We start from the raw sequence: 23,685 nt of genomic DNA, 5'->3' as shown, positions 1-23,685 counted from the left end.
TGCATTATGGGTTGAAAACCATAATATGGGTTCAGTACTGTGGTTCCGGTCACATCTTTGCGACGCCAACCCGAAGGACCCTCCCATGTCAGATGCAGCCATCCTGATCAATACGGCAGTGGCCGTGATCGCCACTGTCGTGCTGATCGTGCGCTTCAAGGTCAACCCGGTGATCTCACTGGTCATCGGCGCCGCCTACCTCGGCCTCGCGGTCGGCCTCGGTGTGAAGAAGACCGTCGAGACCATCTCCACCGGATTCGGCGACATCATGATGGAAGTCGGCCTGCTCATCGCCTTCGGCGTCCTCATGGGCTCGATCCTCAACGAAACCGGGGCCATCCGCCGCCTGGTCGAGCATCTGCTGAAGACCTTCGGCCCCGGTCGCCTGCCCTACACCATGGGCCTGGCCTGCGCGACGGTCCTGCAGTCGATCTTCCTGGACGTCCTGCTGGTCATCTCCGCCCCGCTGGCCCGCCGCCTCGCCCCGAAGATCGGCCGGCTCGGCACCGCGCGCATGGCCACCGCAATGGCCATCTCGCTCGAATGCGGCATCGTGTTCATGGTCCCCGGCGTCGGCGCCCTGGCGCTGGCCGGGCTGCTGGGCGTCCCGCTGGGCAAGATGCTGCTCTTCGGCCTGCTCATCGTCGTCCCCACGGTCGTCATCGCGATCGCCATCATGACCTTCCTCTTCCGCCGCGGCCTCTGGAAAGAGGAATCGGATGAGAACCATGAGCTGTTCGAAGCAGAAGAACCACTGCACGACGGCGGTGCCCCCACGGGCCCCGGTGCCCCCTTCCGCAACAACAGCTCCGGCAGAGGCCAGCCGGCCGACGTCCCCCCGGCCGGAACCCAGGGCTCCGCCGTGGCCGTCGCCGAGGAGACCCGACAAGAGCCCGCGCTGATCCTGCTCTTCGCCCCGCTGCTGCTGTCCCTGGTCCTCATCGCGGCCGGCGCCATCCTGGAGATCGCGAAGATCGAGATCGCCCCCGTCCAATTCGTCGGCGAACCCATCATCGCCCTGCTCATCGGCCTGGTCGGCACCTGCATCGTCGGCCGCTACACCGTGGGCCAGAAACGGGTCGAGGCCGGCATCTCCGCGGGCTTCCGGGAATCCGGCCAGATCCTGCTGCTCACCGGCGTCGGCGGCTCCCTCGCCGCAGCAGTCACCGCAGCAGGCGTCGGCGACATCCTCGGCGGCTTCTTCACCGCCAGCCATGTCGCACCGCTGGTCGTAGTCTGGGTCATCGCGGCCGTGCTGCACATCGCCGTCGGCTCGGTCACCCTCTCGGCCATCACTGCAGCGGGCCTGCTGGCCCCCATCGCCCCAGCGCTGGGTCTGGACCCGGTGCTGATCGCCCTGGCCGCCGGCGCCGGTTCACTGTTCATGGTCCACGTGACCTCCAATACCTTCTGGCTCCTGCAGTCGCTGCTCGGCCAGACCACCCGCGGTGCCCTGAAGTCCGTGACCTTGGGCGTTTCCGTCGCCTCAGTCGTGGCCCTGGGCCTGGTCACGGTCCTGAGCCTGTTCATCTGACCCAGCACCCCCGAACCACCGACACCGCCGTAGCAAAGGAAGAACCAATGAGCGAGAACACCACGGCCCCGCTGGCCGGAGTCCGCGTCCTGGAACTGGGCAACTACATCGCCGCCCCGACAGCCGGGCGACTGCTGGCCGACTTCGGCGCGGAGGTCATCAAGGTCGAACGCCCCGGCACCGGTGACGAACTGCGCAACTGGCGCCTGGCCAAGGGCACCACGTCGATGCTTTACCGGACGCTGAACCGGAACAAGAAGTCGGTGGTCCTGGACCTGCGCTCCGACGCCGGCCGCGCCGCGGTCCTCGAACTGGCGCGCACCTCCGACATCCTGCTGGAGAACTTCCGCCCCGGCACGCTGGAGAAGTGGGGCCTCGGCCCGGACGTCCTCAACGAGGCCAACCCCGAGCTCGTCATCACCCGGATCTCCGCGTTCGGCCAGACCGGCCCGCTGTCCGAGCGCCCGGGTTTCGCCGCCGTCGCGGAGGCCTACAGCGGCTTCCGCAACCTCGTCGGCGACCCGGACCGCGCCCCGGTCCGCGTGGGGGTCTCCATCGGCGACTCGATCGCCGGACTCTACGCCGCCTTCGGTTCGGTCATGAGCCTGTTCCAGCGCGAAACCCGGCGCGGAGCGGGCCAGCCCGGAACCGCACTGGGCGAACGCATCATCGACGTCGCCCTGAACGAGGCGATGTTCTCGATGATGGAGTCCCTCGTCCCGGATTACGAGGCCTACGGGAAGAAACGTGAACGCACCGGCGGCCGCATGGAGGGCATCGCCCCCTCCAACGCCTACGTCTGCGCCGACGGGGCCAGCATCGTCGTCGCCGGCAACGGCGACTCGATCTTCCAGCGCTACATGGAGACCATCGGTCGCCCCGACCTCGGCGCCGACCCCGGCCTCGGCTCCAACGCCGGCCGCTGGGCCCGCCGCGAGGAACTCGACGCGGCCATCGGGGAATGGACGGCACGCCACGACGCCGCCACCGCCCTGGACCTGCTCGACGCCGCCGGCGTCCCGGCCGGACCCATCTACACGGCGGCCGACATCGTCGCCGACGAGCAGTACGCGGCCCGCAACATGGTCCAGAAGTTCGACGTCTCCACCGGCGACGAAATGCTGCACGACGTCGGCTTCCCCGGCATCGTCCCGGTCATCGGCGCCACGTCGCTGCCGGTCCGGCACCTGGGCCCGGACCTGGGCGAACACAACGACGAGGTGCTCGGCGGACTGCTGGGCCTGGACGCGGACGCCATGGCGGCGGCCGCCGGAGCAACGGAGGCGCGCAGCGCATGACATCCACACCAGAAAACCAGGGCACGACGGCGGTGCGCAGCGCGGGATTGCGCGATGTCACCTTGCGCGACGGCCTGCAGCTCACGGGCAAGAACCTCTCCACCGCGGCGAAGGTCGCCACCGTGCGCCGGCTGCTGGAACTCGGGGTCCCGGAGATCGAACTGGGGTCCATGGCCCGCGCCGATCTGGTCCCCACCATGGCCAACACCCTCGAGGTCGTCGCCGAGCTGATACCTGCCGAGCTGGAGCACTGCTGGATCTGGGTGGCCACACCCGGCCACGTGGCCAAGGCAGCCGCGGCAGGGGTACGGAACTTCCAGTACTGCCTCTCGGCCACCGACGCACACAATCAGGCCAACATCGGCCGCAGCACCGATGCCAGCCTGGAGGCGTTGCCGCAGGCCGTTGAATACGCGCAGGGCGTGGACGGCCGCATCCAGCTGTGCATCGCCACCTCGTTCACCTGCCCCTTCGAGGGCCAGGTCCCCGTCGAGCGCGTTCTCGCCATCGCCAACGATCCCCGCGCCGAAGGGACCTGCGACATCGTCATCTGCGACACCCTGGGCCAGGCCCACCCCGCCCAGGTCACTGAACTGGTTTCCCGGGTGCGAGACGAGACGCCGGGCCGGCGCATCGTCTACCACGGCCACGACACCTGGGGGCTGGGGGTGGCGAACACCCTGGCCGCGATCGACGCCGGCGCCGACCTCGTCGATGGCGCACTCGGCGGGCTGGGCGGTTGCCCCTTTGCCCCGGGGGCCAGCGGGAACACGGCCAGCGAGGACATCCTCTTCGCCACCCGGCCCGGATGGCTCACGCCCGACACTTTTGCAGGGATCGTCGAGCTGGGCGAGCAGGTCCTCGGGGACCTGGGGGAGTCCAGCCGGTCCAAGGCCGCCCAGGGTGCCCGGTCCAAGGCCGAGGCCTTCGAGTGGGTCATCCGCGCCTGAAGCGTTGTTGGCGACTTATCCAAGTACGGAAGCTACGTAGAGTCACGCAGTGGATAAAAGCCGCCGGCCCCAAGCTGCTCGAAAGGGCGGTGCACACCGTCGTCGTGCATTGAAAGGACGCGACGGCGGACGACAGGTCAGGCGGGGGCGCCCGGCTCGCCGGGGAAGCGGCCGCCGACCATCCGGGTCATCCGCTCGGCGGCCTGCAGCAGGGGTTCGACCCATCCCCGGCAGACCTCTTCAGACATCCGGAACGTCGGGCCGCTGATCGTCACCGCGCCCAGCACGGCTGCGGAGGCGTCGAAGACGGGGGCCGAGAGTCCCGAGGCCCCGGACTCGCGCTCGCCGGTGGTGATCGCGAACCCGTCGGTGCGGGTCTGGCGGACCGCCGCCTGCAGCGCCTTGGACTCGGTGATGGTGAAGTCGGTGATCGATTCCAGCGGGTTGCGCAGCAGCGACGCCAGCAGGTCCGGGTCCCAGGCCAGCAGCACACGACTGGCGGAACCGGCGTGCAGGGGCAGGATCTTGCCGACGTGCATTTCGCGGCGCAGCGCGTGGCGGGTCTCGGCCATCGCCACGCAGACGCGGTGGTTCTGCTCGGCGGTGAAGAAGCAGGCGGTCTCGCCGACGGTGTCGCGCAGGTCGGCCAGCAGGGGGGAGATCACGTCGAGCATGGCCTTGCCGCGGGTCGCCGGCGCGGCCCAGTAGGCCATCTTCAAACCGATCCGGTAGGCGTCCCCTTCGCGGTCCAGGAAGCCCTGCCCGGCCAGGTTGGCCACGAGGCGCTGGACGGTCGACATCGGCAGGTCGGTGGCCTCCCGGATGTCCCCCAGGGTGAGCACCGGACGGGTGAGGGAGAACGCATCGAGGATGGCGGTGATCTTTCCGAGCACCAGCAGGGTGTTGCCGGTGGTCTTCGGGACGGCGGGCGCGGCTGACATGGGACTTACGCTATGCGCAAGCCCCGATCCCGTCCAACCCCCGGGCGGACGCCCCGCCCGTCCCGCATCCATAAACTGGAAGCGTGAACAGAACGGCAGCACCTTTCCTCGTCATCGGCGGACTCGGCATCCTGGCCGGGGGCTTCCTCTCGGCCATCAGCGCAGCCGCCCCCAGCTACCTCGCCTCGTGGGCCGTCGCCTACCTGGTCCTGGTCGTTGGATTCGCCCAGCTGCTGCTGGGCATCGGCCAGGACCAGCTGGCCGTGCGCCGCCCCTCGACCGGCCTGGTGGCCGCAGAGGTGCTGGCGTTCAACCTGGCGAACGTTGCGGTCCTGGTCGGCTCGCTGACCTCGATCGTGGTGCTGACCTGGATCGGCGCGGCCCTGATCGTGGTGGCCATGGTGTTGTTCATCTGGGCGGCCCGGGGCGGCGGAAGCCGGCACCGGTGGCTGCTGTACCTGTTCCGTGCCATGATCGTCATCCTCTTGGTCTCGGCACCGATCGGCATCATGCTGGCCCATTCGCGCATGGGCTGAACGCGTGGGGTGGTGCCCATCGCCTGGCCGACCTACGGTGGAAGGCAACAACCGCATCCGGCAGGAGGGCAACGGTGGAGCGAATCACAGGTGCCCGGGCGGCGCGGGGCGCACGCGGCCGTGCCGATGTGGCAGATGCCTTCCGCGAGGCCTTCGCCGCCCATCCCTCGGGCGTCGCGGTGATCACCGCCGCCGGCCCCCGTGGTCCCGTGGGCCTGACGGCGTCCTCGGTGATCTCCGTGGCCGTGGCGCCGCCGGTGCTGGCCTTCTCGCTGTCCTCGTTCCGCGGTTCGGTCGGCGCACTGCTCGTCTCCAGCCAACTGGCGGTGCACCTGCTGACGTCCGGCGATGAGGAGCTGGCCCGGCGCTTCAGCGCCGCGGGAATCGATCGTTTCGGCCCGGACCTCGACTGGCACCCAGCGCCGACGGGCGAGCCGCTGCTGGAGACCAGGGGAACCATCCTGCGCTGCCGCGTCCTCACCCGTACGCCGGTGGCCGGATCAAGCCTGGTCGCCGCCCAGGTTACGGACATCCTGGTCGTGGGCACGACGGCGGTGCCATCGGAGGGGCCGCTGGTGCACTTCCGCCGCGGCTACCACCGGGTGGCCGCAGACGGCTGATCGCAAACCCCGAATATCTGTCTCAGGGGTTCACAAGTTCCGTTTACTGACCTACTGTGAAGCAGTCGCTTAATAAATTAAGTGACGGTTCGGAACTTTGGCGAACCACGCTCCACTCCACTTCACCGCACCCAAGAGGTCGGGGCAATGGCGCCCCGGCACGTCAGGATTCGAGTTGAGATCATGATTCCCTTCTCCCGCCGCGCCCAGAGCGCGGATCGCCCCACCGTCCGGCTGGTGGCCGCCATCTCGTTGGTGTCCGCCGGCCTGGCCATCGGTCCGCCGGCCACTGCCGCACCGCCGCCAGACCCCGCAGCGCACCATCAGGAGGACTTCGAGGCCGGAAAGTACATCGTCCGGCTCCAGGCAGATCCCGTCGCCTCCTACGACGGCGGGGTGCGCGGATTTGCTGCGACCCAGCCGAAGGACGGCAAACGGCTGGATGCCGGGAGCGCCACGAGCCGCAGCTATGCCGGCTACCTGCGCAAACGCCAGGATTCCGTGGCGGACCGTGCAGGTGTCGATCCGCTCTACCGATACACCTACGCCCAGAACGGCTTCGCCGCTGAACTCGGCGCCGACGAGGCCCGCGAACTCGCAGCGGACCCGGCCGTCGCCGACATCGTCCCGGCCGAAACACTCGAACTGCAGGGATCGACGACGCAGTTCCTCGGCCTGGGCGATGACCAAACCGGCGCCGGCGGCGTCTGGGAAGACCTCGGGGGCATCGAGGATGCGGGGAAGGGAGTCGTCGTCGGGGTCATCGACAGCGGCATTGCCCCGGAGAACCCCTCGTTCGCGGGCGAGCCGTTGGCCACCGAGGCATCCGATACCCAGCCCTACCGCGACGGGGACGCCATCCGCTTCAACAAGGCCGACGGCCAGCAGTTCGTCGGCCGGTGCCAGGAAGGTGAACAGTTCACCAGCGAGATGTGCAACAGCAAGCTGATCAGTGCGCAGTACTTCCTCGCGGGGGCCGGCAACGTCGGCACGCCGGAGATGGGCGAATACCGGTCCGCCCGCGATGGCAACAGCCATGGTTCGCATACTGCCAGCACCGCAGCGGGGAACTTCGGGGTCACCGCGACCGTCGGCCCCGGCTACACCCAGCGCATCTCGGGGGTCGCCCCGGCAGCCAAGATCTCCGCCTACAAGGCCTGCTGGCACCAGATCACCGGCAGCAGCGGGTGCAGCACACTGGACCTGCTGGCGGCCATCGACCAGGCCATCAAGGACGGAGTCGATGTCCTGAACTACTCGATCGGCCCCAGCGGCGGATCCCCCTCCACCGCCAGCCTGACCGACCTGGCCTTCCTCAACGCCATCAACGCCGGGATCTTCGTCGCGGCGTCCGCGGGCAACTCGGGGCCCGGTGCGGAAACGGTGGGCAATACCGCCCCCTGGCTGACCTCGGTGGCCAACAGCACCTACATGAACCCGCAATCCGACGTCGTGCTCGGTGACGGGCGCCGGTTCACCGGACAGTCGTTGACGATCCCCGACGCCGGGGTCGCATCCGCGGAACTGGTCACCGCGGCCTCCATCGCACTGGAGGGCGCCACCGGAGCCAACCTCTGCGCCGAGGGCACCCTGGATCCGGAACGGGCGGCCGGCAAGGTCGTCATCTGCGACCGTGGCGACTTCGCCCTCGTCGACAAGGGGGTGGAGGTCAAACGGGCCGGAGGCATCGCCATGGTCATGGCCAACGTCCCCGGCGGCGCCACCGACCTGGCCGCCCTGGACTACGTCCTGCCGGCCGTCCACGTCGACGCCGACCAGGCAGCCACGATCAAGGACTACGCATCCGCCGGCACGGCGACGGCAGCGTTCGAGAAGGAGCCCAGCAAACCGGTCGAGGTGCCCGTCCCGCAGATCGCCCCCAGCTCCAGCCGCGGCCCCATCCGTTCGGACGGCCAGAACGTCCTCAAGCCAGACGTCGCGGCACCCGGCACCACGGTGATCGCCGCCGGCGCCAACGCCGCGGGCGAAAAGCCCATCCACGTGGTCATGTCAGGCACGTCCATGGCCTCACCGCATGTGGCGGGACTCGCGGCCGTCTACCTCGGAGAACACCCGCTGGCCACACCGGCCGAAATCCGTTCGTCCCTCATGGGCACCGCCGGTGATCTCGTCGACGCCGACGGCGCCGGAACCCACGACGTCTTCGCCCAGGGCGCCGGCCAGGTGGACCCCACCCGGTATCTCGACGCCGGTTTCTACTACCCGGCAGGCGCGGCGGACTGGACGGCCTACCGCCGCTGGCTCGCCGACCCGACGGCCGAAGGTGCCACGAGCGGAACCGACCTGAACATCCCCTCGTTGGCGATCGGTGAGATGATCGGTGCCCGCGAAACCACCCGGACCGTCACCTCCCTGAAGGCCGGAACCTGGACGCCCAGTGCCGATGTCCCCGGCATCGAGGTCACCACCTCGCCGGCACGGTTGGACTTCGACGCCGCCGGAGAGAGCAAGACGGTGAAGATCACCCTGCGCCGCACCACAGCGCCGGTCGACGCGTTCGCGAAAGGCTACCTGACCTGGACCAACCAGCAGGGGGCGACCTCGCGGATGCCGATCGCCGTCAAACCCGGAGCCCTGCAGGCGCCGGCAGCGGTGATCGGACAGGGCACCACCGGCAGCACCCAGGTCACCGTCACCCCCGGTGCCACCGGGGAGCTGAAGCTGGCGGTGAACGGCCTGTTCCGCCAGGACACCCTGCGGTGGCAGGACAGCCTGGTCCCCCCGACCCGGTACAAGTACCCAGCACCGGATGCGGCCACCGGGCCGGAATCGCCCTTCAGTGGTCGCCTGACCGGTGACAAGTCAACCAGCTTCCTGGCCTACAAGGTCGACATCGCCCCGGGCAGCACCGAGGCAACGTTCGAACTCGGGGCGGAAAACGGCAGCGGCGCCGACATGGAAATGGTGATCTACCAGGACGCCGACACCGGCAACTACAGCGCAGGCAGCGGGAACTTCACGGGAGCCACCCTGGCCAAGCGCGAGCGCGTCGTCATGAAGGACCCGGCCCCCGGTGGCTACACCGTGTTCGTCTACGCCTGGTCCGTCCCCTCGGGCGAGGAGGCCGTGGACTTCAGCCTGGCGATGAGCGAGAAAAACCCGCAGGCACCCGTCACGCCGCTGGTGGTTCCGGCAAGCATCACCGGCACCGCAGGGGTCCCGCTCACGTTCGACGCCAGCTGGAAGGACCTGGAACCGAACACCACCTACCGAGGATCGATCGCCTTCGGCGACGGCGATGCCACCACCGACGTCACCGTGATGACCGGCGACGCCACGGATCCCACCGATCCCACGGACCCCACCGATCCGGTGGACCCGGGGGAGCCGGATGACCACGAGGCAGCACTGCCCGGCGTGGGCGTCCTGGGAACGGACAGCGGCTGGGATACCGGACTGCGCGATGGCGACTACAACGTCACCATGAACATGTGGTGGGGCTCCAACGCCAGCCTGTTCCGGTTGTATGAGAATGACGTGCTGGTCGCGGTCAAGGACCTCACCGTCAAGACGCCGCGGGCCCAGTCGGCCGAGGTGGCCATCAGCGGTCGGCCGAACGGGACCTACGTCTACACCGGCGAGCTGGTCAATGCCGCCGGCGTCACGGCAACGAAGCCCGTTACCGTCAAGGTGGACCAGGCGGCTCCCGGAAAGCCGGTCCTCTCCGGTCCGAAGCGCGACGCCGATGGCAGCTTCACGCTGGCCGCCGACCTGTGGTGGGGCACGAACGCCACCAGCTACCGGTTGCTGGAAAACGGGAAGGAGATCGACGCCGGCACGCTGGAGGCGAAGACCCCCGCCGCGCAGCATGTGAGGATCCCGGTCCAGGGACGCGAGCCCGGGAAGTACACCTACGTCGTCGAGTTCACCAACGACGCCGGAACCACTGCGGGCAAGCCCCACACCGTCACGGTGAAGTAGCCGGCACGGACCAGGGCCCGCACCCCGCCGCCAGGACGACGGCGGGGTGCGGGCCCTCGTGCCGCCATCCGGCGGCAGGGTGCTCCGGGTCTACTGCGCCGTCGCCCGTCCAAGCGGCGCCGGATCGACCAGATCGTGCGCTTCGAAGTAGTTGATCGCTGCGACCAGGTCGCTCTGGCCCGTATCGGCGGCGTTCGTGCCCTCGGCGAGGGTGGTGAAGTTGTCGCCGCCGGCCGCGAGGAACGAGTTCATCGCGACCTTGAACACGTCGGAATCGGCGATGGGCTCGCCGTTGAACGACATCGACGTGATGTGCGAGCCACGGGCCGCGTTTTCGGTGTAGGTGTAGCTCAGGCCCGCCGAGATGCCCAGGTGCAGTTTCGGACGGCTCGAACCCTCCGGCTGCCACTGTTCCTCCAGGACCGCCTTCAGCTGCGCTCCGGTCAGGTCCTCGGTCCACAGGGTGTTGCCGAACGGCTGCACGCTGGCCACGTCCTTGTAGGTGACGGTGCCATCGGTTCCGTAGAGCAGATCCGCGCGCAGGCCGCCGGGGTTCATCAGCGCGATCTGCGCCGGTTCGCCGCCGAAGTCCTCGTTGGAGGTCGCCCACAGCTGCATGTCGGCCACGAGGTTGCCCAGGGAGGACTCGACGCCGCGATCGGAGCCCGGCTCGGCCCCGCCGCGCAGGATGTCGGCGCTGATCTTGCCGATCGGCTGGGCGCCGACGACCTCCGCCTGTTCGGCGGCCTTCGTGACGATGCTGGCCACCCGCGGATCCGCCGGGAACGCGGGAACCGTGGCGCCGGCGTCGTCCGTGGTGGTGAGCTGCACCAGCGAGCCCGCCAGCGCAACCGGCTTCTTGCTGCGGCGGTCGACGGTGATCTGCACGCGGTCCAGCGTGGTCCCGTACTCATGAGCTTGCACGACCGGGCGCTTCATGGCCTTCGGCCATCCCTTCACCGGGTACGAGCAGGCGTAGCCCTGATGGGTGTGGCCGGAGTAGATGGCATCGATGTTGGCCGATGCCCCGCGGACCAGCTCGCCATAGGCGGTGTCCTCGGTGGCGATCGCCGAGCAGTCGGTGCCCGCCGAACCATCGTGGGCCAGCAGCACGACGACGTCCGCCTCGCCATTGGACTTCCGCCCATCGGAGAGCTGGCGGGCGACGCGGTTGGCCGCCTCGAGCTGGTTGCCGAAGTCGAGCTGGCTGATGCCGGCCGGTGTGACCAGCGATTCGGTCTGCTCGGTGACGACGCCGACGAATCCTACGGTCACCCCCTGGACCTTGCGCAGGGCGTATTCCTTCAGGGCTGGCTTCTGGGTGCCCTGGTAATAGACGTTGGCACCCAGGGCGTAGTCCGCTCCGCGCTTCGCGCTGCCGTTGCCGTAGCGGGGGATGACCCGGTTCTTCAGGTCATCGAAGCCGCGGTCGAATTCATGGTTTCCCACGGCCGAGACGTCCAGCCCCCCGGTCCGGAGCGCATCGATCGTGGGGGTGTCCTGTTGGGAAAAGGAGGTGAAGGTCGAGGCGCCGATATTGTCCCCGGCCGAGACGAAGAGCGTGTTGTCCTTCTTCTGTCCGGTCAGCTCGTCGACGGCACCGGCCAGCACCGCCGCCCCCGCGGAGGTGCCGTTGGCCTCCAGCCTGCCGTGGAAGTCGTTGATGCCGAGCAGTTGGATGGTGCTCGTCCGTGGCTGGTGGTGGCCTCCTCCGTGGTGGCCTCCTCCGTGGTGGCCGCCCCCGTGGTGCCCACCCCCATGGTGGTTGCCCTGGTGCTTGCCCTGCGGGACCGCCGTCGGCGCCGCCTGGGCCGGGGCGGCCAGCGACGTGGCGGCCAAGGCGAGGCCGGCCGCGACCAGGCTGGCGCGTTGGATCGGATGCTTGCGTGGGTTCATGTCATGACTCCCGGGTGCGATGAGTGATATGCCGCACATTCGAGGCACGGCACATCGGCGATCCTACCGAGCGCCGATGCCGTGTCAATGGCCGGGGGGTGGCCGGTGGGCTGCCATTCCGCGAACGGCTCACATCCGAACGATGTGGCATAGCCGATATTCCTTGCAGTTGTGCAAACTTTGCACGAGTGCATAAACTGTACCTATGCAAGAAGTCCCCATCTCCCAACGCGAGCGCAATCGCCTCGACACCTGGAACGCGGTGCACGACGCCGCGGCCGCCATGGCGCTGGAAGACGGCCCGGTCGCCGTGACCATCGAGGCCATCGTGACGCGGGCCGGCGTCTCGAAGCGGACGTTCTTCAACTACTTCCCCACGAAGGAGGACGCCATCCTGGGCACCCGTGCCCCCTGCGTCCCCGAGGAGCTGCTCGAGCAATTCCGCACCAGCGAGGCCGACCTGCTGACCCGGATCGTCCGGATCCTCACCGGTGTCATGCGCACCAGCCTGGGCCGGGGGGCGTCCTACCAGATGCGCCGCGAGATCGTCACGCGGTACCCCGAATTGCGGGGCCGGGTCATGCAACACATCAACGATGCCGAGAAGCTCGTCGACGAAATCCTCCGCGAACGCATGCAGGCCGACGAGGCAGAGGAAGAGCCCGGCCGGCTGCCTGCCGGTGAGGACTCCGCCCGGGCCCTGCTCATGCTCGCCGGGACGATCACCCGCTACGCCTACAGTTCCGATCCCGAGGGAACCGTCGCCGACATCGACGGACACATCGACTCAGCCGTCACCATCTTCCGAGAGGTTATGAACTCCACCCATGACAACGACTAAACCCACACGGTCCAAGCCGGTACACGGGAGCAAGAACCACATCCTGCTGCTCTTCGCCGCCCTGATGGTCACGATGCTCATGGCGTCGCTGAACCAGACCGTGCTGTCCGCTGCGCTGCCGACCATGGTCGGGGAGCTCAACGGCGTCGAGCACATGGCCTGGATCATCACCGCCTTCATCCTGGCCTCCACGGTGATGATGCCCGTCTACGGCAAGCTGGGCGACCTCTTCGGCCGCAAGCCGTTGCTGATCTTCGCGATCGTGGTGTTCATGTGCGGCTCCGTCTTCGGTGCGCTGTCCGACACCATGAACCTGGTCATCATCGCCCGCGTCATCCAGGGCCTGGGCGGCGGCGGATTGATGATCCTCTCGCAGGCCATCATCGCCGACGTCATCCCCGCCCGGGAGCGCGGCAAGTACATGGGCGTCATGGGCGGCGTCTTCGCCGTCTCCTCCGTCGCCGGCCCCCTGCTCGGCGGCTGGCTGACCGAGGGCCCCGGCTGGCGCTGGGCCTTCTGGCTGAACCTGCCGCTGGGCCTGGTGGCCGTGCTGGCCACCATCTTCCTGCTGCACATCCCGAAGACGACCAACTCCACCCGACCGAAGATCGACGTGATGGGCATGACCCTGCTCGCCCTGGCCACCACCTCGCTGGTCCTGGCCGGAACCTGGGGCGGCAACACCTACGCCTGGGATTCACCCACCATCCTGGGCCTCTTCGCGGCCGCCGTCGTCGCCGCAGCCCTGTTCGTCCTGGTCGAATCGAAGGTCTCCGAACCGGTCATGCCGCTGATGCTGTTCAAGAACCGCAACTTCGTCCTGACGACGTTCTCCGGCCTGATGATCGGCATCGCGATGTTCGGCGCCATCGGCTACATGCCGACCTACCTGCAGATGGTCACCGGCTACGGTCCCACCGAGGCCGGGCTGCTGATGATCCCCATGATGGGCTGCCTGCTTATCACCTCGGTCATCGTCGGCCGCCAGGTCTCCAAATCGGGCCGCTACAAGATCGTCATGATCGCCGGCACGCTGGTCCTGGGCCTCGGGCTCTTCCTGCTCTCCACCATCCACGCCGATTCGCCGGTCTACCTGATCTGCGTGTTCCTCGGTGTGATGGGTCTCGGCCTGGGCATGTGCATGCAGATGCTCACGCTCGTGGCCCAGAACTCCTTCCCCCTGCGCTACGTCGGCACCGCGACCGCCGGGCAGAACTACTTCCGCCAGGTCGGCGCCACCCTGGGCTCCGCCGTCGTCGGCTCGCTCTTCGCCAGCCGCCTGACGGACCTGCTGAAGGACAAGATGCCGGCCGGTGCCGGCTCCTCGGGTGGCCCGAGCGCCAACTCCCTGACCCCGGAACTGGTCACCTCGCTGCCGGACCCGATCCGCAACATCATCATCAGCTCCTACAACGAGGCGCTCGTGCCGCTCTTCCTCTGGATGGTCCCGCTGGCCATCGCCGCCGCCATTTCCCTGAGCTTCATGACGGAGAAGGCGCTCGCCACCAAGATCGAGCGCGACATCCCCTCGGAGTCGCTGTCGACCGGCCAGGTCGGCCACGTCGAGGACCACTCCACCGGCAGGGCGGCCGCCGCCCACCGGGTGCAGGCGGACGACGCCGGTGCCTCTTCGGCTGCCCGCTCACCGGAGGACACGCAGCAGGAGGCAGTGCGTGAAAAGGTCAGCGTCTCCGCCGCGGGCGCCGGCCGGGAACGCGGCCAGGTCCCCTCCATGGGCCCGGTCCCCGCGCGCGACGCCGTGGCGGACCCGGACGTGTCCGGAAACGGACAGCACCGCCGTGGCGCCCACCGCGCCTCCGGCCCGGCCGAATAGCGCCGCCATGGCACCGCAGCGCGTGCAGGTCGCCGTCGTCGGCCTGGGGGCCCTCGGGTCCGCGGCCCTCTGGCGGCTCGCGGCCCGGGGCATCGACGTCGTCGGCTTCGAGCAGTTCGGGATCGGCCATGCCCTCGGGTCCTCCCACGGGCAGACCCGGCTCTTCCGCGAGGCCTGCCTCGAGCACCCGGGCCTGGCACCCATGGCCGCCGAAAGCCGGAGCCTGTTCCGCCGGCTCGAGGAGGCCTCCGGCCGCGACCTGCTGAAGATCACGGGCGGCTACATGGTGGGCTCCGCTGACTCCGATGTCGTGGCCGGAACCGCGCGGGCGGCGGACGACCACGGGCTGCCCTACGAGCGGCTCGACCGGGAGGCGCTGACGGGGCGGTTGCCGCATTTCGCGGATCTTGCCCCGGACGCGCGCGGCCTCTTCGACCCCGGCTGCGGCGTCATCCACCCCGAAGCCACCGTGACCGCCGCCGTCACCGAGGCGGCCCGGCTCGGGGCGGCCGTCCACGCGGACACCCGGGTCGAATCCCTCGACGCCGGTCCCGCGGGCGTCCGGCTCACCGCCGGGGGACACGACTACCTGGCCGAAACGGTCATCATCGCCGCGGGTGCCTGGCTGCCCCCGTTCGTCCCCGACGTGGACCTGGTCCCGATCCGCACCCCGTTGCACTGGTTCGCCCCGGCGGCCCCGGCAGGCGAGTCCGGCGGGAGCCCCGGGTTCGACGCGGGGGACTTCCCCGTCGTCGTGCACCAGGTCGACCCCGAGACCGTGCTCTGGGGCCACGGGTCGGTCGACGGCGGCCTGGTCAAACTCGGGATCGGCGACATCTGGGGCGAACGGCCGCCACGCATCGATCCGGACACGCTGGACCGCGGGGTCGACTCGGCGGCATGGCGCCGGCTCTCTGCCCTCGTCGAGCGCGTCCTTCCGGGGCTGGACGCGGTTCCGGCGCGGGTGGAACCGTGCATGATCACGCTGTCCCCTGACGACCAGTTCGTCATCGGGCCCACCGCCGCATCACCGCGGGTGCTGGTGGCCGGAGGCGACAGCGGGCACGCGTTCAAGCACTGCCTGGCCATCGGGGAGATCCTGGCCCGTGATGTCGCGGGGGAGCGGCAGCCCTACGCGCTGGACTTCGTGAGGCCCTCCCGCTTCGGGGTGTGAGGTGCGGAATTGCGCACCGTCGGGCCGTGCACAACACTGGAAGCAGGGACCCGTTCGGCGTCCCGCTGCGCCAACCAAGGAGTGACACCGTGAGCGAACCCATCCATGTGGGCCCGGTCGACGAGATCGAGGAGGGCGAGGCCAAGGTCATCGACGCCGACGACACCGGCACCGGCTCGGATATCGCCGTCTTCCACAGCGAAGAGGGCGGCTTCTACGCGCTCGACGACGAATGCACCCACGAGACCGCCTCGCTCGCCGACGGCTGGATCGAGGGCAACGAGGTCGAATGCCCCGTCCACTCGGCGCGCTTCTGCCTCACGACCGGAGAGGCCCTCTGCCTGCCCGCCACCGTGAACGCCCGCACCCACAAGGTCGAGGTCCGCGACGGAGAGGTGCTGCTCTACCCCGGCGTCTCACCGGCCGACGGCTAGCCGTTCCACCGCCGCGGCGGTTCCCAGCTCCGGTCGGTCGGCCGGCTCGGCGAGGTAATGCAGCAGTGCGGTGTGCAGGACGTTGGGGTCCGCGAGCAGGAACTCCACCTGCACCAGCAGCTCGTGCGGGGCATCGCCGTCGTTCCCGGAAGAGCCCACGTCCTGCCGGCGGCCGCGCAGCACGATCAGTGCCGGACCCCGGCGTCCCAACGGGGTGCGGCCGCGCGGGTTGGCGGCGCCGACCGATTCCATGTCGCGCCAGTACATCTCGTCCAGGCCCAGCGGCCCGAAGACCACCACCCGGCTGCGCGTCAGGTAGACGCCCGGTGCCTGTTCGGCGGAGGCGATGCGCAGCAGGCGCAGGCCCTCGCGCAGGATCAGGAACCCGATGACGCCCAACACCAGGGCGCCGGCGACGGTCCAGTACCGTTCGAATCCGGAGTGCAGCAGGACGAACCGGCCCACCGCGGCCAGCGCGGCCACCAGCCCGATCACCCCGAGCCCCACGGTGCCCGCGGCGAACGCCGGGGAGTTGCGCCGGAACGCAAAACGGGTCGCCGCACGCACCCCGTTGCGGGTGGTGACGGGAGCCAGGTCGGGGTCCACGGGGTCCGGATCGAGCCGGAATTCGCGCACCAGCGACACGACGGTGCCGGTGCCGAACGCGAGCAGCGGGATGCCGAACAACCACGACTGCAACAGCAACGCCCACGCGCCCAACCCGATGAGGAACGCCGCCATGACCAGGGCGGGAACCAGGTGGTGCGCCAGCTTCCACCCGCGGTGCCGCCCAGCCCAGCGGGGCGCGGGGGACGGGGCGGATGACATGCCCCCAGCTTATCGGTGGACGCCGCCGCTCAGCTGGTCAGCACGCGCACCGGGGCGTCGGCGAGCCAGGCCTCGACGTCCTGGAGCGCCCCGCCGTGGAACTGCCGGTAGCTGGCGTCGGAGACGTACCCCAGATGCGGGGTCAACACGGTGCGCGGCGCCTGGAGCAGCCGGTGCCCCAGCGGCAGTGGTTCAATGTCGAAGACGTCCAGTGCGGCACCGCCGAGCCAGCCCTCGTGCAGCCCGCGCAGCATCGCCTCCTGGTCCACGATGCCCGCCCGCGACGTGTTCACCAGCAGGCCGTCGGGGCCGAGCAGGCGCAGTTCGGCCTCGTCGACCAGCCCGCGCGTGCGATCGGACAGGCGCAGGTGCACGCTGAGCACGTCGGCGGCGGCGAAGAGCTCCTCGCGCCCCACCAGCCGGGCCCCGGCGGCCTCGGCCCGGTCCTGCTCCAGGTTCTGGCTCCACGCGATGACGTCCATCCCGAACGCTGCCCCGTACCCGGCGATCCGCGTGCCGATCCGGCCCAGGCCCAGCACGCCGAGGGTCTTGCCGGCCAGCTCCGTGCCGACGCCGCTCTGCCATGTCCCGGCCCGCAGCGAGGCCTGCTGCGCGGGGATGTCGCGCATCCACGCCATCAGCAGCGCCCAGGCCAGCTCCGGGGTGGCGGTGGGCGACCCCGGTGTCCCGCAGACCGTGATGCCCGCCGCCGCTGCGGCGTCCAGGTCGATCGACGCGTTGGCCATCCCCGTGGTGACCAGCAGCCGCAGGCGGGGCAACTGGTGGAGCACGTCGGCGCCGAAGGCCGTGCGTTCGCGCATCGCCACGACGATGTCGAATCCGGCCAGGGCCCGCACCACCTCCGCGGCGTCGGGCATCGGGTCGTGGAAGACCACCACCTCCACGTCCTCCAGGGTGTCCCAGGGCGCGAAATCCAGCGCCACGTCCTGGTAGTCGTCGAGGATCGCCAGCCGGTGGGCCGGTTGCTCGGTGGTGGCCATGGGGGCCCCTTCCGGTGTGGGTCGTCTCTCCTGAACCCTATGCCCGTAGGCTGGGATCCGTCAGCATCGGACAGGAGACACCCATGAAGCACGACGCCGGATCCCCCCTGTTGTTCGGCTGCATGGGGTTGGGCGGTGGCTGGGACCGCGGCCCGATCGAGGCGGCGGATGTCGCTGCGGCCCATGCGGCGGTCGACGCGGCGCTGGAGGCCGGCATCACCGTGTTCGACCACGCCGACATCTACCGGCACGGAAAGGCCGAGGCGGTCTTCGGCCGCGTCCTGGCCGACCGGCCTGGGTTGGCGGGGCAGCTGCACCTGCAGACCAAATGCGGGATCGTGCTCGGCACCGCCGACGCCCCGGGCCGCTATGACTCCTCGGCCCGCACCATCACCGCCCGGGTACAGGACTCGCTGGCCCGGCTCGGCGTCGAACGGATCGACACGCTGCTCATCCACCGCCCCGACCCGTTGACGCCCCCGGAGGAGATCGCCGCAGCCTTTGCCGCCCTGCACGCCGCGGGCACCGTCGGCCGCTTCGGGGTCTCCAACCATTCGGGCGCGCAGATGGCCCGGCTGCAATCGGTGCTGGACGAACCGCTGGCGGTGAACCAGCTGCAACTGAGCCTGGGGCATCGCGGCTGGCTGGAGTCCGCGGTCGCGGTCAACGTCGCCGAACCCGGCATCGACGCCTCCTCCTTCCCGCACGGGACGCTGGAATACTGTGCCGCCCACGACGTTCAACTGCAGGCCTGGGGGTCGATGGACCGCGGCCGCTACACCTCGGTGGGGGACCCCGCGGCTCCAGCTGCCGACCGTGAGGCGGCGGCACTGGTCGCCCGGCTGGCCGGGGAGCTGCACACCACGCCGGAGGCGATCGTGCTGGGCTGGCTGATGCGCCACCCTGCGGGCATCCGGCCCGTTATCGGCACCACGAACCCCGCACGCATCGTCGCCTGCGCCGACGCCGGGGCCGTCGCCGCCCGGATGGACCCCGACGACTGGTATGCCCTCTGGATCGCCGCCCGCGGCCAACCCCTGCCGTAGACGCAGCGGCCTTGGGAACTACACCTGGCGCTGTGACCGCTCCAGGGTCTGGCGCAGCGTCTGGGCGGGACGGCCGAGCAGCCGCTGCACGTCGCCGGACACCGCCGCCAGATCACCCGATCCGATCGCCGTGTAGGTGCTGATCCACGCCTCCAGCTGCCAGTCCGGCGCCCCGTAGCCCGCCCGGGACGCGCGCGCCTCGGCCAGGGTCTCGTTCAGATAGCGCACCGGCCGGCCGGTCACCCCGCCGATCACCGCTGCCGCCTCCTCGAGGCTGAACGCCTCCGGTCCGGTCAGGTCGTACGTCGTCCCGGAGTGTTCCGGCGAACGCCCAGCGGCCAGGGCCATGGCGGCTTCGGCCAGCACGACTGCGGCCACCGCCGCCACGTCGTCACGTGCCACCGCGGAGACCCGCCCGTCGCCGGCGGGGCCGCGCAGCACGCCCTCCTCCCCGGCGAACAGCGGGAAGACGTCCTGGTAGAAGTTGTCCCGCAGGATCGTGTGCGACACCCCCGAAGCTGCCAGCAGCTCCTCGGTGGCGTGGTGGTCACGCGCCAGGGTGAACACGGCATCGGGCGCCGCGGCCAGGAACGACGTGTACACCAGATGCCCCACCCCGGCGGCGGCCGCGGCCCGGATGAACGTGGCATGGTCCGCCAGCCGGTGATCGGTCTCGGCGGCGGAGACCATGAGCACGACGTCGGCGCCCGCCAGGGCGCTGGCCGCACCTTCCCCCTCGGCATAGTCCAGGGCCGCGGACTCCACGGTGGAAGCCGCCGTCGTACCGGGCAGGTCACGGGCCGCCGCCTCGGCGCGGGCCGCGTCGCGGGAGAACAGGCGCAGCCGGGCGGTGCCGGCGAGCCGCCGGGCCACCCGCGAACCCACGGCGCCGGTCGCTCCGGTGATGGCGATCAGGGGGGTGCTGGGCGTGTCCACGGGGTTCATGTGACCACCGTACGCCGCGCGCGCGACACCGGGGCAAGGACTTTGGCCGAGGGCGGAATACGATAGGCGGCATCATGGACAAAACCCGCGCCCTCGCCAAGCCCCTGACGTGGCTGTTGATCATCGCCCTCATCGGAACCGCGGGGGCCGGTCTGCTCCAGGCGATCCTGTGAGCACCTCCGAGGCGCTGGCCGAGCCGAACCGGCAGGTCAGGGCCCGCTGGATCCTCGGCGCCGTCGTCGTCAACGTCGTCATCAACGTCGCGTTCTTCGCGCCGATCAACATCCTCATCGGGTTGCAGGCCACCGGGATCGACCCCGCCAACAAGGAGGCCATCCTGACGCTGGTGACCGCGTGCGGGGCCGGCGTCGCGCTGGTGGCCAACCCGGTGACTGGGGCGCTCTCGGACCGGACCACCTCCAGGTGGGGGCGGCGCTCGCCGTGGATCCTGGGTGGCGCGGTGCTGGGCACCGCAGCGATGCTCTTCCTCTCCGGTGCGACGACGATCGCCGCCCTGGTCATCGGGTGGTGCCTGGTGCAGGCCGGCTGCAACGCGATGTATTCGACCATCACCGCGGCCGTCCCGGACCGGGTGCCCGTCGCCCAGCGGGCCACCGTGGGCGGATTGGCCGCCATGGGGCAGACGATCGGCATCCTGGGCGGCTCGGTGGTGGGGTTCGTGATCTCCGGCAACGTCGCGGTGGGCTACTGGATCTGCGCCGCCGCCCTGGCCCTGGGGGTGATCCCGTATCTGACCCACCGCAACGACCCCGTCCTGCCGGCCGGACACCACCCGCGCTTCCGCCTGGGCACCTTCCTGCGTGGTTTCTGGATCAACCCGGTCCAGCACCCCGACTTCGGGTGGGCCTGGCTGACCCGGTTCCTGATGTTCGTGGGCAACCAGCTGGTGATCGTGTACCTGCTGTTCTTCCTCACCGACGTGATCCACCATCCGAACCCCGCGGCGGGGGTGCTGGTGCTCACCGGGTTGTACGCCGTCATGGTGGTCATCACCAGTGTCATCGCCGGGCGGTGGAGCGACCGGGTGGGCAAGCGCAAGGTGTTCGTCGCCGGCGCCTCCGCTGTCATCGCGTGCGCCGCACTGATCATGGCGTTCTTCCAGGTCTGGCCGGCGGCCATGGTCGGTGCCGCCGTCCTGGGCATCGGGTTCGGCGCCTACCTGGCGGTGGACTTCGCCCTGCTGACCCAGGTCCTGCCCTCCGCCGCCGCGCGCGGCAAGGACATGGGGGTCGTCAACATCGCCGCAGCACTGCCCCAGGTGATTGCCCCGGCGCTTGCGCTGCTCGCGGTGAAGTTCCTGGGCGGCTACGTGGCCCTGTTCGTGCTTGCGGCCATCATCGGGCTGGCCGCAGCGGTGCTGGTCTACCGCATCAAATCGGTCCCCTAACCCGGGCACCCGGCCCGGTTCCGCCGTCGTGCACCGTGGTCCGGCCACGGTAATCTGGGGGGATGATGGACTGGCTGCGCGAGGCACCCCTGGACTGGGCGTACCTGTTCCTCTTCCTGTTGGCGATGGCGCGCGCCAACATCACCTATTGGATCGGCCGCGGCGTGGTCGCCGGGGTCAGCCATTCGCGATTCGAGCGCTTCCTGGAAGGGCCGATCTACCTGCGGGCGCGCCGGTTCGTGGCGCGCTGGGGGATCCTGGCCGTGCCGCTGTCCTTCCTCACCGTCGGCATCCAGACCGCAGTCAACGCCAGCGCCGGCATGTCCCGGATGCCGCTGGCGCGGTACCTGCCCGCCGTGGTCGTCGGGTGCCTGCTCTGGGCGCTGATCTATGCCACCGTCGGCATGGCAGTGGTCTACGCGGCGTTGGCGGTGGGCTGGCAGTGGATCGTCCTGGCGGTGGCCCTCCTCGCCGTCGGGACCGTGCTCTGGATCCGCTACCGCCGGCGCAACGGCTGAGCCGGGCGCGCGGCTAGGGCTGCGGGGGCTGCTGCATGTACGACGACGGAACCTGCTCGGCGCCCACGACGCCTTCCAGCAGGTCCGGCTCGATGGGGACGCCGGCGCGCAACACGCTGATTTGGCCCGTAGACTCCAGGATCACGCACGCGACTTCCGCGCGCTGGCGCACCCCGGCCAGGCGCAGGCGGGCGGTGAGCTCCGGGCCCGAAATATGGGTGCGCCGCAGGTTCTCGTCGATGGCATGGCTGCCCGCCATGAGCAGGTAGGGCGGATTGCTGACCAGTCCCGCGGCTGCGCGGAAGCGCCGCAGCTGACCCGTCAGCGCCTGCAGGACCAACAGGGTCAGCAGGCCCAGTGCCCCGGAGGCCAGGGTGGGGGTATAGCCGAGGATGGCGCGTCCCACGACGGCGCCGAGCGCCACGGCGGCGGCCAGGTCAAAGCTGGACAGGCTCGCCATGGTCCGCTGGCCCATGACGCGGATCAATGCCAGGACCAACACATAAAGCACGACGGCCGAGGCGACGACCCGCCCCGCATCCGCCCAGGTCAGGCCATACTGATGCCACATTTCGGCCCCTTTCTGCCAGGGTCCAGCTTAAGCCCGCTGCGAGGCGCGCCATGAAAGGGGGAGGCATGCGGTGCCGGGCGGCAGGTCCCCCGGGGGGAGCCTGCCGCCCACGCTCTGCCGGACCTAGCCGACCGGAGTGCCGTTGAGCACCGATGCTGCCGGGGTGTGCTCGAGCCCCAGTGCCTCGGCGACGGGGGCCGAGGTGACGCGCCCATCGTGCACGTTCAGGCCGTTGGCCAGGCCCGGATCCGCCTGGAGCGCGCGGCGCCAGCCCTGGTTGGCGATGCGCAGGGCATAGGGCAAGGTGGCGTTGGTCAGTGCCGCCGTCGAGGTCTGGGGGACCGCGCCGGGCATGTTCGCCACGCAGTAGTAGACCGCGTCGTGGACCTTGAAGGTGGGGTCGGCATGCGTGGTCGCCCGCGACCCCTCGAAGCAGCCGCCCTGGTCGATGGCGATGTCCACGAGCACAGACCCCGGGCGCATGTTGGCCACCATGTCCTGCGTGACCAGCTTCGGTGCCGCGGCCCCGGGGATCAGGACCGAGCCGATCACCAGGTCGGCCGCGGCGACCTCGCCGGCGATGGTCAGCTTGGAGGAGGCCAGCGTCTTGATGCGTCCGTTGTAGGCGACGTCGATTTCCTTCAGCCGGGCCAGGTTGATGTCGATGATCGTGACGTCTGCCCCCATGCCGGCAGAGATGGCTGCGGCGTTCTCGCCGGCGACGCCTCCGCCGATGACCACGACCTTCGCCGGCCGCGTGCCGGGCACGCCTCCCATGAGGACCCCTGCGCCGCCATTGGGCTGCTGGAGCTGGTAGGCGCCGACCTGTGCGGCGAGCCGTCCGGCGACCTCGGACATCGGGGCGAGCAGGGGCAGCCCGCGCCCGTTGGTCACCGTTTCGTAGGCGATCGCGGTGGCGCCGGCATCGAGGATGGCCTGGGTGCATTCCCGCGAGGCGGCCAGATGGAGGTAGGTGAAGAGGATCTGGCCGCGGCGAATACGGTGGTACTCGGCGGCGATCGGCTCCTTGACCTTCAGGACCATGTCCGCCTCGGCCCAGGTGGCATCGGCATCGCCGGCGATGCGCGCCCCGGCGGAGACATATTCGGCGTCCGGAATGCCCGACCCCACGCCGGCCCCGGTCTCGATCACGACGTCGTGGCCTCGCTCGACGAATTCGGTGACACCGGCGGGCGTGATGGCTACACGGAATTCGTTGTTCTTGATTTCGCGGGGAATGCCGATGATCATGGGGTACTCCTTGGTGATGGTGGTGCGGTCCTTGTGGTCCGGGCTCCCATTCCCGGTCCCTGACAGCTGTGGTGTCGTGATTTAAGCGTAGTTTTTCTGCGGGGCTATGCGTCTTCT

The 23,685-nt window shown here is 69.8% G+C and carries 20 protein-coding genes; 13 read left to right on the top strand and 7 right to left on the bottom strand.

Annotated features, from left to right (window positions below):
• The first annotated feature begins 85 nt into the window (after positions 1-85).
• The 3 genes from ACN0TP_RS08485 to ACN0TP_RS08475 are packed head-to-tail and all read left to right on the top strand — an operon-like array spanning position 86 to position 3,782.
• Positions 86-1,534, top strand: coding sequence for a GntP family permease (locus ACN0TP_RS08485; protein ID WP_417218415.1), 1,449 nt, complete (start codon positions 86-88; stop codon positions 1,532-1,534).
• 47 nt (positions 1,535-1,581) lie between these two features.
• A complete protein-coding gene (locus ACN0TP_RS08480; protein ID WP_417218414.1) occupies positions 1,582-2,832 on the top strand; it encodes a CaiB/BaiF CoA transferase family protein in 1,251 nt (416 codons plus the stop codon).
• Entirely contained in the window at positions 2,829-3,782 is a 954-nt protein-coding gene (locus ACN0TP_RS08475; RefSeq protein WP_417218413.1) for a hydroxymethylglutaryl-CoA lyase, read from the top strand. The genes ACN0TP_RS08480 and ACN0TP_RS08475 overlap by 4 nt, the downstream gene beginning before the upstream one ends.
• A gap of 137 nt (positions 3,783-3,919) precedes the next feature.
• Here the strand turns inward: ACN0TP_RS08475 and ACN0TP_RS08470 are convergent, their stop codons facing one another.
• Positions 3,920-4,723: an IclR family transcriptional regulator gene (locus tag ACN0TP_RS08470; RefSeq protein ID WP_417218412.1), complete on the bottom strand. Its 804-nt coding sequence runs from the start codon at positions 4,721-4,723 to the stop codon at positions 3,920-3,922.
• 83 nt (positions 4,724-4,806) lie between these two features.
• Between ACN0TP_RS08470 and ACN0TP_RS08465 the strand changes: the two genes are divergently transcribed.
• The 3 genes from ACN0TP_RS08465 to ACN0TP_RS08455 all read left to right on the top strand — a co-directional run bounded on the left by ACN0TP_RS08465 (position 4,807) and on the right by ACN0TP_RS08455 (position 9,821).
• Positions 4,807-5,259, top strand: coding sequence for a hypothetical protein (locus ACN0TP_RS08465; protein WP_417218411.1), 453 nt, complete (start codon positions 4,807-4,809; stop codon positions 5,257-5,259).
• 74 nt (positions 5,260-5,333) lie between these two features.
• Entirely contained in the window at positions 5,334-5,879 is a 546-nt protein-coding gene (locus ACN0TP_RS08460) for a flavin reductase family protein (protein WP_417218410.1), read from the top strand.
• Between the two features lie 183 nt (positions 5,880-6,062).
• Entirely contained in the window at positions 6,063-9,821 is a 3,759-nt protein-coding gene (locus ACN0TP_RS08455) for a S8 family serine peptidase (protein ID WP_417218409.1), read from the top strand.
• 90 nt (positions 9,822-9,911) lie between these two features.
• Here the strand turns inward: ACN0TP_RS08455 and ACN0TP_RS08450 are convergent, their stop codons facing one another.
• Positions 9,912-11,717 carry a bifunctional metallophosphatase/5'-nucleotidase gene (locus ACN0TP_RS08450; protein ID WP_417218408.1) on the bottom strand — a complete coding sequence of 602 codons (1,806 nt, stop codon included), beginning with the start codon at positions 11,715-11,717 and terminating at the stop codon, positions 9,912-9,914.
• A gap of 205 nt (positions 11,718-11,922) precedes the next feature.
• Here ACN0TP_RS08450 and ACN0TP_RS08445 point away from each other — a divergent pair, with 205 nt between their 5' ends.
• The 4 genes from ACN0TP_RS08445 to ACN0TP_RS08430 all read left to right on the top strand — a co-directional run bounded on the left by ACN0TP_RS08445 (position 11,923) and on the right by ACN0TP_RS08430 (position 16,000).
• Positions 11,923-12,558 carry a TetR/AcrR family transcriptional regulator gene (locus tag ACN0TP_RS08445; protein ID WP_417218407.1) on the top strand — a complete coding sequence of 212 codons (636 nt, stop codon included), beginning with the start codon at positions 11,923-11,925 and terminating at the stop codon, positions 12,556-12,558.
• Entirely contained in the window at positions 12,545-14,392 is a 1,848-nt protein-coding gene (locus ACN0TP_RS08440) for an MDR family MFS transporter (protein ID WP_417218406.1), read from the top strand. Before ACN0TP_RS08445 ends, ACN0TP_RS08440 begins: the two co-directional genes overlap by 14 nt.
• A 7-nt stretch (positions 14,393-14,399) precedes the next feature.
• Positions 14,400-15,566, top strand: a complete 1,167-nt coding sequence (gene solA / locus ACN0TP_RS08435) for an N-methyl-L-tryptophan oxidase (RefSeq protein WP_417218405.1) — start codon at positions 14,400-14,402, stop codon at positions 15,564-15,566.
• Positions 15,567-15,655: 89 nt separating this feature from the next.
• Positions 15,656-16,000: a bifunctional 3-phenylpropionate/cinnamic acid dioxygenase ferredoxin subunit gene (locus tag ACN0TP_RS08430; RefSeq protein ID WP_417218404.1), complete on the top strand. Its 345-nt coding sequence runs from the start codon at positions 15,656-15,658 to the stop codon at positions 15,998-16,000.
• On the opposite strand, the gene ACN0TP_RS08425 is transcribed toward ACN0TP_RS08430, so the two are convergent.
• Both ACN0TP_RS08425 and ACN0TP_RS08420 read right to left on the bottom strand, forming a co-directional pair.
• Positions 15,983-16,828 carry a hypothetical protein gene (locus ACN0TP_RS08425; RefSeq protein ID WP_417218403.1) on the bottom strand — a complete coding sequence of 282 codons (846 nt, stop codon included), beginning with the start codon at positions 16,826-16,828 and terminating at the stop codon, positions 15,983-15,985. The two genes, ACN0TP_RS08430 and ACN0TP_RS08425, sit on opposite strands and share 18 nt — an antisense overlap.
• A 29-nt stretch (positions 16,829-16,857) precedes the next feature.
• Positions 16,858-17,829: a D-2-hydroxyacid dehydrogenase family protein gene (locus ACN0TP_RS08420; protein WP_417218402.1), complete on the bottom strand. Its 972-nt coding sequence runs from the start codon at positions 17,827-17,829 to the stop codon at positions 16,858-16,860.
• 83 nt (positions 17,830-17,912) lie between these two features.
• Here ACN0TP_RS08420 and ACN0TP_RS08415 point away from each other — a divergent pair, with 83 nt between their 5' ends.
• Complete coding sequence (locus tag ACN0TP_RS08415; RefSeq protein ID WP_417218401.1) at positions 17,913-18,875, top strand: aldo/keto reductase; 963 nt, start codon at positions 17,913-17,915, stop codon at positions 18,873-18,875.
• A gap of 18 nt (positions 18,876-18,893) precedes the next feature.
• Here the strand turns inward: ACN0TP_RS08415 and ACN0TP_RS08410 are convergent, their stop codons facing one another.
• Positions 18,894-19,820 carry an NAD(P)H-binding protein gene (locus ACN0TP_RS08410; RefSeq protein WP_417218400.1) on the bottom strand — a complete coding sequence of 309 codons (927 nt, stop codon included), beginning with the start codon at positions 19,818-19,820 and terminating at the stop codon, positions 18,894-18,896.
• A 169-nt stretch (positions 19,821-19,989) separates the two neighbouring features.
• On the opposite strand from ACN0TP_RS08410, the gene ACN0TP_RS08405 reads away from it, so the two are divergent.
• On the top strand, positions 19,990-21,228 hold the full coding sequence (locus ACN0TP_RS08405; protein WP_417218399.1) for an MFS transporter: 1,239 nt from the start codon (positions 19,990-19,992) through the stop codon (positions 21,226-21,228).
• Between the two features lie 62 nt (positions 21,229-21,290).
• Entirely contained in the window at positions 21,291-21,746 is a 456-nt protein-coding gene (locus tag ACN0TP_RS08400) for a DedA family protein (protein WP_417218398.1), read from the top strand.
• Between the two features lie 13 nt (positions 21,747-21,759).
• On the opposite strand, the gene ACN0TP_RS08395 is transcribed toward ACN0TP_RS08400, so the two are convergent.
• Both ACN0TP_RS08395 and ald read right to left on the bottom strand, forming a co-directional pair.
• Positions 21,760-22,317, bottom strand: a complete 558-nt coding sequence (locus tag ACN0TP_RS08395; RefSeq protein ID WP_417218397.1) for a YetF domain-containing protein — start codon at positions 22,315-22,317, stop codon at positions 21,760-21,762.
• A gap of 123 nt (positions 22,318-22,440) precedes the next feature.
• Positions 22,441-23,568 carry an alanine dehydrogenase gene (gene ald, locus ACN0TP_RS08390; protein ID WP_417218396.1) on the bottom strand — a complete coding sequence of 376 codons (1,128 nt, stop codon included), beginning with the start codon at positions 23,566-23,568 and terminating at the stop codon, positions 22,441-22,443.
• Positions 23,569-23,685: the final 117 nt, after the last annotated feature.

It is taken from the genome of Arthrobacter sp. (assembly GCF_048266065.1).
Lineage (GTDB): Bacteria > Actinomycetota > Actinomycetes > Actinomycetales > Micrococcaceae > Arthrobacter_H.
Note: the sequence above shows the minus strand (reverse complement) of the source record. Positions and strands in the feature narration are given on the sequence as shown.